16 protein-coding genes are annotated in these 15,663 nt (G+C 69.9%); 3 read left to right on the forward strand and 13 right to left on the reverse strand.

Annotation, left to right across the window (positions count from 1 at the left end; all coding sequences use genetic code 11):
• Nucleotides 1-8: 8 nt before the first annotated feature.
• The 4 genes from DM194_RS20555 to DM194_RS20570 are packed head-to-tail and all read right to left on the reverse strand — an operon-like array spanning nucleotide 9 to nucleotide 4,763.
• Nucleotides 9-353: a Na+/H+ antiporter subunit C gene (locus DM194_RS20555; RefSeq protein WP_111069429.1), complete on the reverse strand. Its 345-nt coding sequence runs from the start codon at nucleotides 351-353 to the stop codon at nucleotides 9-11.
• A 1-nt stretch (nucleotide 354) separates the two neighbouring features.
• Nucleotides 355-3,306 (reverse strand): monovalent cation/H+ antiporter subunit A, encoded by a 2,952-nt coding sequence (locus tag DM194_RS20560; RefSeq protein ID WP_111069430.1) that lies wholly within the window; start codon nucleotides 3,304-3,306, stop codon nucleotides 355-357.
• A gap of 40 nt (nucleotides 3,307-3,346) precedes the next feature.
• Nucleotides 3,347-3,862, reverse strand: a complete 516-nt coding sequence (locus DM194_RS20565) for a PTS sugar transporter subunit IIA (RefSeq protein ID WP_111069735.1) — start codon at nucleotides 3,860-3,862, stop codon at nucleotides 3,347-3,349.
• The gene (locus DM194_RS20570) at nucleotides 3,849-4,763 is read right to left on the reverse strand and encodes a universal stress protein (RefSeq protein WP_111069431.1); all 915 of its coding nucleotides are present in this window, start codon (nucleotides 4,761-4,763) and stop codon (nucleotides 3,849-3,851) included. The genes DM194_RS20565 and DM194_RS20570 overlap by 14 nt, the downstream gene beginning before the upstream one ends.
• A gap of 179 nt (nucleotides 4,764-4,942) precedes the next feature.
• Here DM194_RS20570 and DM194_RS20575 point away from each other — a divergent pair, with 179 nt between their 5' ends.
• Entirely contained in the window at nucleotides 4,943-6,628 is a 1,686-nt protein-coding gene (locus tag DM194_RS20575; RefSeq protein WP_246024539.1) for an ATP-binding protein, read from the forward strand.
• Nucleotides 6,625-7,245: a response regulator transcription factor gene (locus DM194_RS20580; protein WP_111069433.1), complete on the forward strand. Its 621-nt coding sequence runs from the start codon at nucleotides 6,625-6,627 to the stop codon at nucleotides 7,243-7,245. Before DM194_RS20575 ends, DM194_RS20580 begins: the two co-directional genes overlap by 4 nt.
• Before the next feature lie 9 nt (nucleotides 7,246-7,254).
• Here DM194_RS20580 and DM194_RS20585 read toward each other — a convergent pair whose 3' ends face one another.
• Nucleotides 7,255-8,127, reverse strand: a complete 873-nt coding sequence (locus DM194_RS20585) for a cell wall hydrolase (RefSeq protein WP_111069434.1) — start codon at nucleotides 8,125-8,127, stop codon at nucleotides 7,255-7,257.
• A 252-nt stretch (nucleotides 8,128-8,379) separates the two neighbouring features.
• Nucleotides 8,380-8,556 carry a hypothetical protein gene (locus DM194_RS28265; protein ID WP_162630134.1) on the reverse strand — a complete coding sequence of 59 codons (177 nt, stop codon included), beginning with the start codon at nucleotides 8,554-8,556 and terminating at the stop codon, nucleotides 8,380-8,382.
• A gap of 338 nt (nucleotides 8,557-8,894) precedes the next feature.
• Here DM194_RS28265 and DM194_RS20590 point away from each other — a divergent pair, with 338 nt between their 5' ends.
• Complete coding sequence (locus DM194_RS20590) at nucleotides 8,895-9,320, forward strand: VOC family protein (protein ID WP_111069736.1); 426 nt, start codon at nucleotides 8,895-8,897, stop codon at nucleotides 9,318-9,320.
• 60 nt (nucleotides 9,321-9,380) lie between these two features.
• Here the strand turns inward: DM194_RS20590 and DM194_RS20595 are convergent, their stop codons facing one another.
• The 7 genes from DM194_RS20595 to gsiC all read right to left on the reverse strand — a co-directional run bounded on the left by DM194_RS20595 (nucleotide 9,381) and on the right by gsiC (nucleotide 15,605).
• Nucleotides 9,381-9,818 (reverse strand): CopD family protein, encoded by a 438-nt coding sequence (locus DM194_RS20595; RefSeq protein ID WP_111069435.1) that lies wholly within the window; start codon nucleotides 9,816-9,818, stop codon nucleotides 9,381-9,383.
• A gap of 30 nt (nucleotides 9,819-9,848) precedes the next feature.
• Nucleotides 9,849-10,799 (reverse strand): zinc-dependent alcohol dehydrogenase family protein, encoded by a 951-nt coding sequence (locus DM194_RS20600; protein WP_111069436.1) that lies wholly within the window; start codon nucleotides 10,797-10,799, stop codon nucleotides 9,849-9,851.
• A 116-nt stretch (nucleotides 10,800-10,915) separates the two neighbouring features.
• Nucleotides 10,916-11,875, reverse strand: a complete 960-nt coding sequence (locus DM194_RS20605; RefSeq protein WP_111069437.1) for an isoaspartyl peptidase/L-asparaginase family protein — start codon at nucleotides 11,873-11,875, stop codon at nucleotides 10,916-10,918.
• 11 nt (nucleotides 11,876-11,886) lie between these two features.
• Entirely contained in the window at nucleotides 11,887-12,720 is an 834-nt protein-coding gene (locus DM194_RS20610) for a M55 family metallopeptidase (protein ID WP_111069438.1), read from the reverse strand.
• Nucleotides 12,717-13,811, reverse strand: coding sequence for a DmpA family aminopeptidase (locus DM194_RS20615; RefSeq protein WP_111069439.1), 1,095 nt, complete (start codon nucleotides 13,809-13,811; stop codon nucleotides 12,717-12,719). Before DM194_RS20615 ends, DM194_RS20610 begins: the two co-directional genes overlap by 4 nt.
• Nucleotides 13,786-14,688 carry an ABC transporter permease subunit gene (locus tag DM194_RS20620; protein ID WP_111069440.1) on the reverse strand — a complete coding sequence of 301 codons (903 nt, stop codon included), beginning with the start codon at nucleotides 14,686-14,688 and terminating at the stop codon, nucleotides 13,786-13,788. Before DM194_RS20620 ends, DM194_RS20615 begins: the two co-directional genes overlap by 26 nt.
• Nucleotides 14,685-15,605, reverse strand: a complete 921-nt coding sequence (gsiC, locus tag DM194_RS20625; RefSeq protein WP_111069441.1) for a glutathione ABC transporter permease GsiC — start codon at nucleotides 15,603-15,605, stop codon at nucleotides 14,685-14,687. The genes DM194_RS20620 and gsiC overlap by 4 nt, the downstream gene beginning before the upstream one ends.
• Nucleotides 15,606-15,663 lie beyond the last annotated feature (58 nt).

Consider the following 15,663-nt stretch of genomic DNA (forward strand, 5'->3'; position numbering starts at 1 on the left):
CCAGCCGGTCACCGGCTCTTCTCCTTTCCGTCGACATGGTCGGTCCCGGTCAGGCCGCGGGCGGCGATCTGCAGGACGAGGAACAGGGCGGTGGTGGCGAAGCCGATGACGATGGCGGTCAGCACCAGCGCCTGCGGCACCGGATCGGCATGCATGGCGAGGTTGCCGGCCCGGCCGCCCTCCAGGATCGGCTCGGCGCCGGTGCGCAGGCCGCCGGTGGAGAAGATGAACAGGTTGACGGCATAGGACAGCAGCGACAGGCCGATGATCACCTGGAAGGTGCGGGGCCGCAGCAGCAGCCACACGCCGGAGCCGGTCAGCACGCCGATGCCGAGCGAAAGGATCAGTTCCATGTCAGTCGTCTCCCACGGCGGTCGGCACCGGCTCGGCTGCAGCCGGCGTCTCCGCCGGCCGCGGCGTCGCGGCGCGGTGGCCGCGCAGCGACTGGCGGGCCAGCGCGATGAGGATCAGGACGGTCGAGCCCACCACCAGGGCGAAGACGCCGATGTCGAACAGCAGGGCGCTCGCCACCGGAATCTTCCCCAGCACCGGCAGCTCGGCGTAGGTGAAATAGCTGGTCATGAAGGGCCTGTTGAAGATCCAGGCGCCCAGCCCGGTGCCGGCGGCCAGAAGAAGCCCGATCCCCATCCAGCGCATCGGCAGGACGCGCAGCCGTGTCTCCACCCACTGGATGCCGCCGAACATGTATTGCAGGATCATGGCGATCGCCACGGTCAGCCCGGCCGCGAAGCCGCCGCCCGGCAGGTCGTGGCCGCGCAGCAGCAGGAACAGCGCCACCATCACGATCAGCGGGAACAGAAGCCGCGCGATCAGCGACGGGATGAACAGCCATTCCGCCACCGTGTCGCCTTCCTTGCGGTCGGGATGGGCCATGTCGAAGGCGCTCTGGTCGCGCTGCTGTTCGGGAACGTCGACGCTGTCCGAGGCCGGACGGAAGCGGCGCAGCAGGGCGTAGGCGGTCAGCGCCACCGCACCGAGGACGGTGATCTCCCCCATGGTGTCGAAGCCGCGGAAATCCACCAGGATGACGTTGACGACGTTGGTGCCGCCGCCCTCGCTGTAGGCAAGCTCCAGGAAATGCTGGGCCAGCAGTTCCGGCGGGAAGCGGGTCATCACGCCATAGGCCAGCCCCGCCATGCCGGCCCCGGCGGCGATGGCGATGCCGAGGTCGCGCAGGCGGCGGGTCAGGGTGATCGCCTCCGACCCGCGGGTGCCGGGAACGTCCAGCCTCTTGGGCAGCCAGCGCAGGCCCAGCAGAAGCAGGATGGTGGTCACGACCTCCACCAGCAGCTGGGTGAGCGCGAGGTCGGGGGCGGAGAACCAGACGAAGGTGACGCAGACGACCAGCCCGGCCCCGCCAAGCAGGATCAGCGCCGCCAGCCGGTGGAACTTCGCCTGCCAGGCGGCGCCCAGCGCGAAGGCGGCGCCCAGCGCCCAGATCATCGCCAGCACCGGATCGATGCCGGACGGCACCAGATTGCCCGGCCCCAGCCCGCGCAGCCAGACCGCCCAGCCGGCGGCCAGAACCGCCGCGCACACCACCAGACGGAGCTGCGGCTGCAGGCGGCGGGTGCCGATCAGCCCCTCGACCGTGCGGGCGAGGCGCCAGGACAGGAAGACCATGGTCCGTTCGAACATGCGCCGGCCTTCGAAGGCGCGGATCAGCGGCGGACCCTCGATCCCCTTGCCGAGATGGTCCTGCAGCAGGCGGTAGAGGCCGAGCCCGGCGACGAAGGCGATCACGCTCATCAGCAGCGGCCGGTTGAAGCCATGCCAGACCGCAAGGCTGTATTCGGGAGGCTCCGTGCCGAGCGCCGCCCGCGCGGCCATATCGAGATACGGCCCCACCGTGGCCGCGGGCAGGATGCCGATGACGATGCAGGCCAGCACCAGCACCTCGACCGGGAAGCGCATCCAGGCCGGCGGCTCATGCGGCTTTTTCGGCAGGTCCACCGGATCCGGCCCGAAAAAGGCGCCATGGATGAAGCGCAGCGAATAGGCGACGCTGAAGGCGCTCGCCACCATGGCCGCGACCGGCAGCACGTCGAAGAAGACCGGCACCGAACCCTTGGCCGACAGCGCCTCGGCGAAGAACATCTCCTTGGACAGGAAGCCGTTCAGCAAAGGCACCCCCGCCATGGCGGCGGCTGCGACCATCGCGAGGCGCGCGGTGAAGGGCATCAGGCGGTTCAGGCCGGACAGCCGGCGGATGTCGCGCGTCCCCGTCTCGTGGTCGATGATGCCGGCGGCCATGAACAGCGAGGCCTTGAAGGTCGCGTGGTTGATGACGTGGAAGATCGCCGCCACCATCGCCAGCTGGCTGTTCAGGCCCAGCAGCAGAGTGGTCAGCCCGAGATGGCTGATGGTCGAATAGGCCAGAAGTCCTTTCAGGTCGTGCTGGAAGATGGCGACATAGGCACCGAGCAGCAGGGTGCAGAGCCCGGCCGTGCCGACGATCCAGAACCACGCCTCCGTACCCGCAAGCACCGGCCACAGCCGCGCCATCAGGAAGACGCCGGCCTTCACCAGCGTCGCCGAATGCAGGTAGGCGGACACCGGGGTCGGCGCGGCCATGGCGTGCGGCAGCCAGAAATGGAAGGGGAACTGCGCGCTCTTGGTCAGGGCGCCGAGCAGGATCAGCACCAGCGCCGGCAGGTAGAGCGGACTGGCCCGGACGCGGTCGCCCGCGGCGAGCACCGCGTCGAGATCGTAGCTGCCGACGATGTGGCCCAGGATCAGCACGCCCGCGAACAGGCAGAGACCGCCCGTCGCCGTGACGGTCAGCGCCATGCGCGCGCCGTCGCGCGCGGCGGCGGTGTGGTGCCAATAGCCGATCAGCAGGAAGGAAAGGAGGCTGGTCAGCTCCCAGAAGAAGACGAGCTGGATCAGGTTGCCCGACAGCACCACCCCCGTCATCGACCCCATGAAGGCGAGAAGGAAGGCGAAGAAGCGGGGCACCGGATCCTCGGCCGCCATGTAATAGCGGGCATAGAGCACCACCAGCACGCCGACGCCGAACACCAGCCCGGCGAACAGCCAGGCGAAGCCGTCCATGCGCAAGGAGAATTCCAGCCCGAGCGTCGGCATCCAGGCCGCCGAATAGCGGATCACGCCGCCCGCCTGCACGATCGAATAGGCGGACCACACCATCGCCAGCCCGACCAGCGCCACGCCGCCGGCCAGCCACGCCGCCGCGTTGCGCGCGTGCGTGGGCAGAAGCCCGGCGACGAGCGCACCGGCGAAGGGGAAGCCAACGGCGATCAGGAGCAGCAAGGCGTCGGGCATGAAGTCCTACGGTCGGATGGAGCGGCGGGGTCGGAAGGGTTCAGATGCCGGGCGGCGGGTCGTCGGGATCCTTGATGAGGTCGGGATCCGCCTCATCCCGCGCGACGGCCTGCAGGACGATCCGGGCGACGTCCTCCGGCGTCGCGGCGCCGCGCAGCCGGCGCAGCACCTGCGGATCGCGCAGCGCCCCGCAGATCTCCGCCATGGCGGCTAGCAGGCCCTTGCGGTTCGATGCCGGCCACAAGGCCAGGAAGACGAGATCGACCGGCTGGTCGTCGCGCGCGTCGTAATCGACCGCGCGCTGGAGCCGGGCGAACAGGACGACCGGCTCCGCCAGTTCGGCGAGTTCGGTATGGGGAAGCGCCACACCCTTGCCGAGCGCGGTCGATCCGATCTTCTCCCGCGCCATCAGGGCGTCCAGGATTTCCGGCGCCGGCCGGGCGCTGCGGGCCGCCGCCGCTTCCGCAAGCAGGTCGAGCAGCGCCGCCTTGCTGGCGGGAGCGGGGACGGCGTCGAGGACGACATCGGCCGCGGTAAAAAGCTCAGTTATGGCCATCCGGTTCTCCGCCATCTGGTTCTCCAATTTGGCCAAGGGACGTTGCCGACTGTGACGACCGGCCGGGAACGGTGCCGCCGACCAGGACATCGCAGGGCAGCGCCTCGATCACCTCCGAGGCCGTGCTGCCCAGCAAGGCACGGGAGATGCCGCTGCGCCGGGCCGAACCCAGCGCAACCAGATCGTACCGCCCCTCTCGAGCCAGCTCGACGATCCGACGCCCCGGAGAGCCGGTGAGGACGATCGTCTCGACCTCCGGCCCGCCGGCCGGACTGCCGAGCGCTTTCCGAAAATCGTACGCAAAGTGCGCCGTGTCCAGTACCGGCGTATCCGGGGCCGACATCGACCGCCCGGCGAGGCCCGGCTGGTCGACCACATGCAGCAGATGGATGGCCCCTTCCCGCATCAGCATGCGCGCCCCGTCCACAGACGGGGCCGACCGTTCGGAGAAGTCGACCGGAACCAGCGCCCGCAGATAGGGCTGGAGCGGCTTGTCGCGCACGATCAGCATCGGCGTTCCATCGGCGATGGCGATTCGTTCGATGGTGGAGGAAAGGAACAGGTCCGCCACCCGGTCGCGCTGGTGCAGCCCCACCACCAGAAGGTCGGGAAGCCACAGCCCGGCATAGCCGGCGACCCGATGCTCCACAGCCTCACCGCGCACCGCGACCGCCTGGGCCCGGATCTCCGTCCCGCCGGGCGCGGCCAGGATATGGCGCTGGAGTTCCGCTTCCACATGGTGCAGCGGCAGGCAGCCATAGGGGCCGCCGCTGCCTTCGACGACATGCAGCGCCGTCAGCTCCGCATCGAACCGACAGGCGAGCTGGACGGCACGTTCCAGGGCACGGTCCGATTTCGGTTCCAGGTCGGTTGCCAGCAGAATGCGCCGAAGGCTCGCCATCGTGACTTTCGATCAATTTGCAGAGACCCTCCTAATGATCGGAAGTCGGGTTCAGTCTGTCCATGCCGGGAAATACGGACCGAAAAGGGCCGCGCAACACCTCGCCGAATGTCCGTAGTAATACGAGGCGGATCATTTCACGTGGTGCAGTCCGGGCCGGTTGGCGCTACCATAGGAACATGCCGCAGACTGCCCGCCATCGTTGGATGTTGATCCCGGCCTATCTGGCCGCCCATATGTTCCTGGATTGGATCAGCTTCATCCATGCGGTGTCGTCGATCAACATTACGCCGTGGAACCCGCCTGCCGGCCTGATGATGGGGCTGTCGGTGCTGCTGGGCCTGCGCGTGGCGCCGCTGTTCTGGCTGGGACTGACCATTGCCGACATCGTGGTCCGCGACCTGCCGGTGCCGCTGGGCACTGCCCTTCTGGCGAACGGCATCGTCGCCCTGGGGTATGGGGTGGCGGGACAGTTGCTGCGCAAGGCGATCGATCCGGGGCTGTCCCGCCTGCGCGACATCGTCCTGCTGCTCGGCGGCAGCGCCGTGGCGGTTCTGGTCATCGGGCTGGGCTTCGTCGCCGTCCACACGGCGGCCGGACTGTTCAAATGGGCGGATTTTCCCGAGGTTCTGCTGCGCTTCTGGACCGGCGAGATCATCGGTATCGCCGTGGTGACCCCGATGGTGCTGCTCGCCCCGCGCATGCCGGCGCTGCGCTGGTCCTGGGGCGGGGCCGCCGAGGTTCTGGCCCATGGCGCGCTGATCGGATTCACCCTGTGGTTGGATTTCGGCCCGCTGGCCTCGTCGCAGTACGAGCATTTCTACCTGCTGTTCCTGCCGGCCATGGCGGTCGCGGTGCGGCACGGGCTGGGCGGGGCGGTGCTGGCCTCGGCCGCCACCCAGGCCGGCCTGATCGCCGCCATCCAGATAACCGGCGTCGATACCGCGCGCATGGCGCATTTCCAGCTTCTGATGCTGACGCTCGCCATCACCATCCTGCTGCTGGGCGCCGTGGTCAGTGAACGCCGCCGGGTGGAGGACAGGCTGCGGGTGCGGCAGTCCGACCTTGCCCACGCCTCCCGCCTGATCGAGGCGGGGGAAATGGCGGCGGCGCTGGCCCATGAACTGAACCAGCCGCTGACGGCGACGATGGGCTACGCCCGCGCCGCCCGCAAGATCGCGCGCCTTGAGGAGTCGTCCCCCCGCCTGACCGAGATCCTCGACAAGACGGTCACCCAGGCGGAGCGGGCCGACCGCGTCATCCGCAGCCTGCGCGACTTCGTGCGCAAGGGCGCCCGCGACCGGGCGCCGCTGCCGGTGGCCACGCTGATCGCCGAATGCCTGACGCTGGCCGGCCCGCTCGCCAGCCGGCATGAGGTGGAGATCGCGGCGGAGGTCGCCCCCGCCCTGCCCGCCATCGCCGGAGATGCGGTTCAACTTCAGCAGGCGATCCTGAACCTCGTCCGCAACGCGGCGGAGGCGATGACGCCCGACGGCGCCCGGCCGGAGGAACAGCCCGGACGGGAGCAGCCGGCGCGCGATCAGTCGCGAAGGCGCCGCATCGTGATCTTCGCCTGCCCGGCGGCGCAGCCAGGCTTCGTCGCCATCGGCGTGCGCGACACCGGGCCCGGACTTGCCGAGGTGGTGGAACGCAACCTGTTCGCGCCCTTCGTCACCACCAAGCCGACCGGCATGGGGCTGGGGCTGTCCATCGTGCGCACCATCATCGATTCCCATGGCGGCACCTTGACCGCGCGCAGTTGCAGTGGCAGTGCCAGCGGCGGCGCGAATGGCGCAGAAGGGGGAACCGTGTTCCAGTTCACCATTCCCGTGCATGCGAAGGAAACGGACGGAGGGTCTGCATGACGACCGAGACACCTGTCGCCTTCGTGGTGGATGACGACGAGGCGGTGCGCGATGCCCTGGCGCTTCATCTGGATCTGGCCGGGCTGTCGGTGCGCTGCTGCGCCTCCGCCGCGGAGTTCCTGGAAACCGCCTCGCCCGACCAGCCCGGCTGCGCGATCCTCGACATCCGCATGCCGGGCATGGACGGGCTGGATCTGCAGCAGGAGATGGCCCGCCGCGGCCTGACCATGCCCGTCATCATCATCACCGGCCATGGCGACGTGAACGCCGCCGTCCGGGCCTTCCGCGCGGGCGCCGTGGATTTCCTGCAGAAGCCCTTCGACGAGGATCTGCTGATCGAACGGGTGCAGGAAGCCTTCGAGCGCGACCTCGCCTCCCGCCGCGCCGATGTGGAGGCCGGGGAGATCCGCCGCCGGCTCGCCCTGCTCAGCCCGCGCGAACTGGAAGTGATGGAACTGGTCGCCGAGGGGCTGCCCAACAAGACGATCGCCCAGCGGCTTTCCATCGGCATCCGCACGGTGGAAACCCACCGCGCCCGCGTGCTGGAGAAGATGGAGGCGCGCAACGCCCCGGAACTGGCCCGCATGCAGATGCGGCTGGACGAGCGGCGGGAGTAGCCGGCGTCCTCACTCGCCGACTTCGGCCACCTGGGTGTCGGCCGGGCTGATCCGCTCGGCCGGGGCTGGCGGATAGCGGTAGAAGGAATGGTCGCCGATGGAGGCGGTGCGCAGCCGCGCCTCCGCCCAGTTCGGCTTCTGGCGACCGAGCGCCGCCTGGGTGGGGGGGCTGTAGAACAGCGAGGCCCGCCCGGTCGGATCGGGCATCTCGTCGTCGTTCAGGTGCCAGGCCAGGCCGCGGGCAAGGCGCAGCGCCTCCTGATCGGGGGCGAGGCGCGGCTTCGGCCAGGACGGCATGCCGCCCGCCCGGATCACCTGCGCCTGACGGCGGATTTCCGCCCGGATGCGCCGGGCCTCCGCCCGATTGGCGGCGCGGGGATCCTCCGCCACCTTTTCCTGCTTGGCACGGGATTTCGCCGCCTTGCGGCGGGTCTTCGGCTCCACCTGCGGCGGTGGGGAGAAGGGCTCGAACTGGCCGGCGGCAACGACGACGCGGCAGGGCAGCGACGGCTGCGACGCCGATGCCGCCCGGTTGGCGACCACCCACATGACGGCGGCCATTGCATCGGCGCCCTGGCCCCGCGCCTCGGCCCAGCCGGCCAGCGCGAGGCAGCGGCGCTCGCGCTCCGCCTGCCAGGGCGTCAGCATGTAGACCGAGGAGCCGATGATCACCGGCTGCCTCTCCCCTCCCCGCTTCGGCACGGCTCCCTTCGAATCGCCGATGAAGCGGGCACAGCCATCGTCTGCGGGCCGGCAGAGCGACCGTTCGGCCTGGAACCCGGCACTGATGAGAGCGCCGATGTCAGCACCCGCTTCCTGAGCGCCTGCGCCGGCGGGAACCAGGACGGTCGCGAACAGCAGGGCGGGGAGGGAGTGGCGCATCCCGGTCTCTCCGGTCTGGGGAAGGGGACTTCCTTCGACAGGAGGGGCGGATTGCAAGTTCCATGATTCGTCTACTTTTCCGACGGCTTACGCCCGAGGGCGGCGGATGTAATCCGATCGAGTCCCGACCGGGTCTTCCGGCGGATTCGGGTGCCGGGTTTAGGCATGCGGATGCGGGCCGGAAAGCCATCAGGTCCCTCCGGCTTCCAGCCCGATCGGCGGAATGGGTGCTGTGGGGAAATGCCGGCGGCGTCAGGCGGGCCGGCGGTCCTCGCCCGGTTTGCCGCCTTCGCCGGTCCAGTCGTCGGTCAGATATTCCTGGGAGCGGCTGATCTCCTCGACCTCCGCGCGGGAGGGAGGTTTCGGCACCTGGTCCTGGCCGGACTTGCGGTCGTCACGGTCGTCGTAGCCTGCGGGCTTGCTCGGCATCGGTTCCTCCTGGAGCGCCGGGGACTCCCCTGGAAACAGAGGTTGGCCTGCAAGATCACGAAACGGAGAAGCGGTTGAGGGAAACTCGCTTCCCCGGCAACATCGGTTGATGACAGCCAGAGCGGCGGGCGTGTTCACGTTGGCGATGGTCCCGGCGGTGAGGGGCGCCGATCTTGACCGCCCTTGGCCCGGAGGATACCGTTGGGCGGTCTGAAACAGGTCAGGTTCGGGACGGTTGGCCCGGCCCCCGCCATGCGGGTCCTTCCGTTGCCGAGGCTAACGGCCCAAGACTATCGGGGCGCGTGCATGATGCGGGCGCCGATAGCGGGGGCATGGACATGAAGCCGAGAATTTCCGTTCTGACGCTGGGCGTCACCGACCTCGACCGGGCGCTTGCCTTCTATCGCGACGGCCTCGGCCTGCCCAGCGACGGCATAATCGGCCGCGAGTTCGACCATGGCGCGGTCGCCTTCTTCGATCTGTCCGGCGGGCTGAAGCTGGCGATCTGGGCGCAGGACGACATCTGCCACGACACCGGCCTGTCCAAGACTCCGATCAGCTCCACCGCCGTCACCATCGGGCACAATGTCACGCGCAAGGGCGAGGTGGACGAGGTGATGGAGACCGCAGCACGCGCCGGCGCCGAGATCGTCAAGACCGCGCAGGACACGTTCTATGGCGGCTATGCCGGATATTTCCGGGATCTGGACGGGCATCTGTGGGAGGTCGTCTGGAACCCCCATCTGCTCCCCGCCGATGACTGAACGGCGGCGGTGGCTGGTTCATCGGGCTTGCCGGCCGTGTACGGCTCAATCCCGTACGGCTCAATAGGGCTTCACCACCACAAGTGTGACGATGGCGATGACCCCGGCGATGATGAGGAGAGGGGAGAATCGCAGCAGCGGCGAGACCGGGCGGACACCCGACGCGGGTGCCGGTCCGGCCAGCCGGCGCAGCCCGGCGGCGAGCTTGCCGTGCAGGGCGGACAGGGCGAAGACGATGGCGACCTTGGTCACCAGCCACGGCTCCAGGCCCCAGCCGCCCCACACCACCAGCGTCAGGCCGAGAAGCCAGGCGAGCCCCATCGCCGGGGAGGTCACGCGGCGGTCCCAGCGGCCGACCGCGCGCAGGAAGCGGGCCGGTCCCTCCTCGGCGGCGGTCGTGGAATCCAGTGCGCTGATCAGGATGGCGGCGACGGACATTCCCGCGATCCACACCGTCACCGCGGCGACGTGCAGCCCGATAAGCCAGATGTAATCCAACGACCGTCCCTCAAGAGCCTCACGCGGGCGTCAGGCACCCACTTGCAGGATGATCTTACCGCGGCCGTGGCCGGAATCGAGCCGTTCATGCGCCTTGCCGACCTGTTCCAGCGGCAGGACGGCGTCGACGATCACCCTGGCCTGCCCGCGTTCGAACAGCGGCGCCATCTCGCGCAGGCGGGCGCCCTCGCGGGTCAGGAAGATGCCGTAGAGGGTCTGGTTCTTCACATAGAGCGCGTCAAGGTCGCCGGTCGGCGGCAGGATGGTGGCGATGCGGCCGAAGAGGCGTGTCACCTGCGTGCTCATCGGCACATTGCCACCGGCGGCGTCGAAGGCGGCGTCCACCCCCGCTCCGCCCGCCTCGCGCAGGATCCGGTCCGCCACGTCGGTGTCGCGGTAATCGAGCGTCACGTCGGCGCCGAGATCGCGCATCGCCTCATGGTTGGCCTTGCTGGCGGTGGCGAGCACGCGGGCGCCCGCCGCCTTGGCGAACTGGATGGCGAAGCTGCCGACGCCGCCGGCCCCGCCATGGATCAGCACCGTCTCGCCCGGCCGCACCGCCAGACGGCGGACGATAGCCTCCCACGCCGTGCCGCCGGCCAGCGGGATGCCCGCCGCCTCGACGTGACTGAGTCCGGGCGGCTTGTGCGCGACGATGGACGCGGCGGCGACGGTGTATTCGGCATAGCTGCCGTCGGGATTGCCGAAGATCTCCGGCGTGTAGAACACTTCGTCGCCGGCCTTGAAGCCGGTCACGCCGGGGCCGACCTCCTCCACCACGCCCGACACGTCATAGCCGAGCACCGCCGGGAGAGGGATGCCGGCCCAGCTGCCGGCCTGCCGGATCTTCGCGTCCACCGGGTTGGTGCCGGACGCCACCACCCGCACCAGCAACTCGCCCGGCCCCGCGACCGGCCTCGGCCGGTCCTGGAGTTCGAACACGTCGGGCCCGCCGAACCGCGAGATCACCATCGCACGCATGCCGTCATCCTCCGTTCCGGGCGTTGCACCGCAGGGCACCAGCGTTGCAAACCGGCCCCCGGCTGTCCAGCGGGGGAGAGGGGCAGCAGCATCCGCCGTGGTGCCCCGTCGGAGGGTCAGCCGATCCGGTACTCCTCGCGGTGGATCGCCGTCATCGGCAGCCCCTCCGGCCCGATGGCGCCGCGGTACATGCCGGAACAGTTGAAGGGCAGCGCCACCCGGCCGTCGCGGTCGATGGCGATCAGGCCGCCGGAGCCGCCGATCACGCCCAGCTCGTCCACCACGTCGCCGGCGGCGCGCTCCAGGGTCTGGCCGGCCCAGCGCATGCGGGCGTCGATCTCGTGGGCGGCGCAGCGGCGGATGAAATGCTCGCCATGGCCGGTGGCGGAGACGGCGCAGGTGACGTTGTCGGCGAAGGTGCCGGCGCCGATCACCGGGCTGTCGCCGACCCGGCCCTTGGCCTTGGCGGTCATGCCGCCGGTGGAGGTGGCGGCGGCGAGGTTGCCGTCGCGGTCGCGGGCGACGGCGCCGACGGTGCCGTGGCGGCGCTGCTCGTCACCATCATCGGGGGCGCCGGAGCGGCGGCGCTCAAGCTCGGCCTGCAGGGCGTCCCAGCGCGGCTGGGTGAAGAAATAGGGGGCCTCCTCCATCGGCAGACCCTGGCGGCGGCAGAGATCCAGCGCGCCCTCGCCGATCAGCAGGACATGCTCGCTGTGCTCCATCACCGCGCGGGCGGCGAGGATTGGGTTGCGCGGGCCGAACAGTCCGGCCACCGCGCCGGCGCCTCGGTCGCGGCCGTCCATGATGGCGGCGTCCATCTCCTGCCTGCCCTCGGCGGTGAAGACGGCGCCGCGGCCGGCGTTGAACAGCGGCTCGTCCTCCAGGGCCATGACGGCGGCGGTGACGGCGTCGAGCGCGCTGCCGCCGTCTGCCAGCACCTCATGCCCGGCGGCCAGAGCCCGGCGCAGGCCGGCATGGTAGCCCTCGGTCAGGATGGGCGTCAGCGCGCTGCGCTTGATGGTGCCGGCACCGCCATGGATGGCGAGCGCGAAGGGCTGCGGTTGGGTGAAGCTCATGGTCGCGGGTCTCAGCGCAGGGTGGCCGACATGGCCGACAGGGTGTTGATCCAGCCGAGCACGGCGGCCATGCTGGCGGCCGGCAGACGGACGGTGACGGGGTCGAGGCGTTCGGAAACCGGGATCAGGGCGGCCAGATCGGCCAGCGCCGGGCTGGTCAACTCGATCTCAACGCGATAGGGCGCCTCGGCGGCTTGCGGCGGGACGCGGAAGGGCGGGATGCTCGCCGCACGGCGGACGGCGCGGGTGGCGGCCTGGCGGATGCGGTCGCGGGCGACCGTGGGCGCCACGGACCGGGCGGCGCGCTGGCCCAGCGCCTGCTTCACCACCACGCGCTCGGACTCCGGGAACAAGGGCGCCATCTCGGCGGCGAAGCGGTCATCGCCGCTCAGCAGGATCACCGGCACGCCGATCTCGCCGGCATAGGCGCCGTAATTGCCGGCCTCCCCCAACTCCAGCCCGTTCACCCGGACGCGGCCGAAGGCGAAGCTGTTGGTGGTGTGGGCGAGGATGCCGTATTGCCGGGCCGAAGTGTGGAAGCCGACGCACATGACGCCCGCGCTGTCCGGCTCCAGCCCGGCGAACATGCCGATCGGCTTCGGGCGGCCCAGGATCAGCTCGGCGGCGGGGTGAAGCTCGTCCGGCAGCAGGTTGACCATCGGGCCGTGGCTGTCGTTGACCAGGATCTCCGCCGCCCCGCCCTCCAACGCGCCTTCGATGGCGGCGTTGACCTCGGCGGTCATCAGGCGGCGGGCGCGTTCATACTCGGCATTGCCCGGCGTCACCTGCTGTTGGGAGACGACCCCGGCCACCCCCTCGATATCGGCGGAGATGTAGATCTTCACTCTATGCTCCCGGAGGTCAGGCCATCGGACTTCAGCAGATCGGAAAGGCAGGGCCGGGTGCTGCCGTCACGGCCGACCACCGGCGTGGCGGCGGCCAGCGCGTCGACCACCGCCTCCTGCGTCGCGTCGGCCATCGCCTCGAACAGGGCGTCGATGCGGCGCTCGTTCAACATGCGCAACGGCACGATGTCGGCGCGCCCGTCATGATCGATGCGGTTGGCGGTGGTGAAGCCCAGCGCGATGTCGCCGCTGCCGTGGCCCCAGAACGACCCGACCCGCGCCAGCCCCACCCCGGCGCGGCGGATCACCCGGCGCAGCTGCCGGTGGTCGAGCGGCACGTCGGTGGCGGCGATGACGATGACGGAGCCCTTCTCCGGCGCGTCGTCCTTCGCGGGCGGCGCGACGCGGCGGCCGTCGGGCAGCCGCAGTTCCCCCGGCCGGCCGAAATTCGCCAGCACCAGCACGCCCAGGTGATGGCGCCTGCCGTCCAGCTTGAGGCGGCGCGACGAGGTGCCGATGCCGCCCTTGAAGCCGAAGCAGGACATGCCGCGCCCGGCACCGACGGATCCGACCGCGACCTCGGCCCCGTCCGGTTCGGACAGCGCGGCGGCGATGGCGGCGGCGGCATGGGCCTCCGTCACCGCCAGGGCCTGGATGTCGTTCAGCGGGCCGTCGTTGCACTCCATCACCACCGGGTTGACGGTGGCGGTGGTGCGGCCGATGTCGGGGTTGGCGGCGATGGCGTGGCGGACCAGCGCCGTGGACGCGGTGCCGACCGACAGGGTGTTGGTCAGCAGGATCGGGGTCTCCAGCGCCCCCAGCTCCTCCACCTGCATCAGGCCGACGCTCTTGCCGAAACCGTTCAGCACCTCCGCCGCGGCGACGGGCTTGTCGCGGTAGAGGTTGCCGGCATGGGGCAGGACGGCGGTGACGCCGGTCTGGATGGCGCCGTCATTCAGGGTGACATGGCCGACGCGCACCCCCGGCACATCGGTGATGGCGTTGCGCGGCCCCGGCGTCAGCCGGCCGCAGGCGAGCCCGAAGGCCCGCGCCCTGGCCTTGGCATCAGCGGAGTTTGGGGTCGAGGGCATCGCGCAATCCGTCGCCGAGCAGGTTGAAGGCCAGCACCGTCAGGAAGATGGCAAGGCCGGGATAGAATGTGACATGGCTGGCGACGCCGATATAGCTGCGGCCGTCGGCCAGCATGGCGCCCCATTCCGGGCTGGGCGGCTGGGCGCCGAGGCCGATGAAGCTCAGGCTGGCCGCCGTCAGGATCGAGGTGCCGATGCGCATGGAGACATAGACGATCACGCTGGGCAGCGTGCCCGGCAGGATGTGGCGGACCATCAGCAGCCGGTCGCGCACGCCGATGGCGCGGGCGGCGTCGACATAGACGGCGCGCTTCAGCGACAGGGTGCTGCCGCGCACGAGGCGGGCGAAGACCGGCACGCTGAAGATCGCCACCGCATAGATGACGTTCTCGATGCCCGGCCCCAGGATGGCGACGATGCCGATGGCCAGCAGGATGCCGGGGAAGGCCAGCAGCACGTCGCAGATGCGCATGATGAGGCTGTCGACCCAGCCGCCGCGGAAGCCGGCGACCAGCCCCAGCGCCACGCCGGCCACGCCGCCCAGCAGGACCGACAGCAGCCCGACCGAGAGCGAGATGCGGGCGCCCCACAGGATGCGGCTGAAGATGTCGCGGCCATAGGCGTCGGTTCCGGCCCAGTGGTCGGCCGACGGGCCTTCCAGGATGCGGTCGTAATCGAAGCCCGCCGGGTCGTAGGGGGCGATCCAGGGAGCGGCGGCGGCGGCCAGGGTCAGCGCCAGCAGACAGATGCCGGCGGCCATGGCGGTGCGGTTGCGCCGGAACTTGCGCCAGAATTCGCGCAGCGGCGAACGGACGGCTTCGTGGCCCGTATCCGAAGGGGTTGCGGCGGCCACGCCGATTGCGTCTGTCGTGGTCATGAGTAGCGAATCTCGGGGTTGGCGTAGGCGTACAGCACATCGACCAGCAGGTTGATGATGATGAACTCCAGCGAGAACAGCAGGATCTCCGCCTGGATGACGGTGTAGTCGCGGTAATTGACGCTATCCACCAGCAGCCGGCCCAGCCCCGGCCAGGAGAACACCGTCTCCACCACGATGGAACCGCCGAGCAGGAAGCCGAACTGCAGGCCGACCATGGTGATGATCGGGATCAGCGCGTTGCGCAGCGTATGCTTCCACACCACCAGCCGCGACGGCACGCCCTTGGCCCGCGCGGTGCGGACGTAATCCTCGCGCGCGATCTCGATGAAGGCGGAGCGGGTGAAGCGCGCCATCACCGCGGCGACGCCGAGGCCGAGCGTCAGCGACGGCATGACGAAATGCTGCCACGTCCCATAGCCGCTGGTCGGCAGCCAGCCGAGCTTGACCGAGAACAGGTCGATCATCAGCAGGCCGAGCCAGAAGGACGGAAAGGCGATGCCCGACACCGCCACCAGCATGCCGGCATGGTCCTGCCAGCGCCCGCGCTTGGTGGCCGATGCGACACCGATCAGCAGCCCGGCCATCGTCGCCCAGACCATGGCGACGATGGTGAGGTAGAGCGTGGGGAGGAAGCGTTCGCCGATCTCCTGCGACACCGGCCGCTTGGACTTCATCGACAGCCCGAACTCGCCCTGCACCGCATTGCCGATGAAGCGGCCGTACTGCACCCACAGCGGCTGGTCGAGGCCGAGATCCTGGCGCACCAGTTCGACGTCGCGCTGGGTCGCATCGGGACCGGCGATCAGCCGCGCCGGATCGCCCGGCAGCAGATGGACGAAGCCGAAGACGAAGACGGAAATCACCAGCAGAACCGGCAGGATGCCGGCGACGCGGCCGACAAGATAATTCAGCATGGGGCAGAGGTCCTGGGTAGGCAGAGAAAAAATCCCCTCTCCCCCCTGGGGAGAGGGG

The organism is Azospirillum ramasamyi (assembly GCF_003233655.1).
Classification (GTDB): Bacteria; Pseudomonadota; Alphaproteobacteria; order Azospirillales; family Azospirillaceae; genus Azospirillum; species Azospirillum ramasamyi.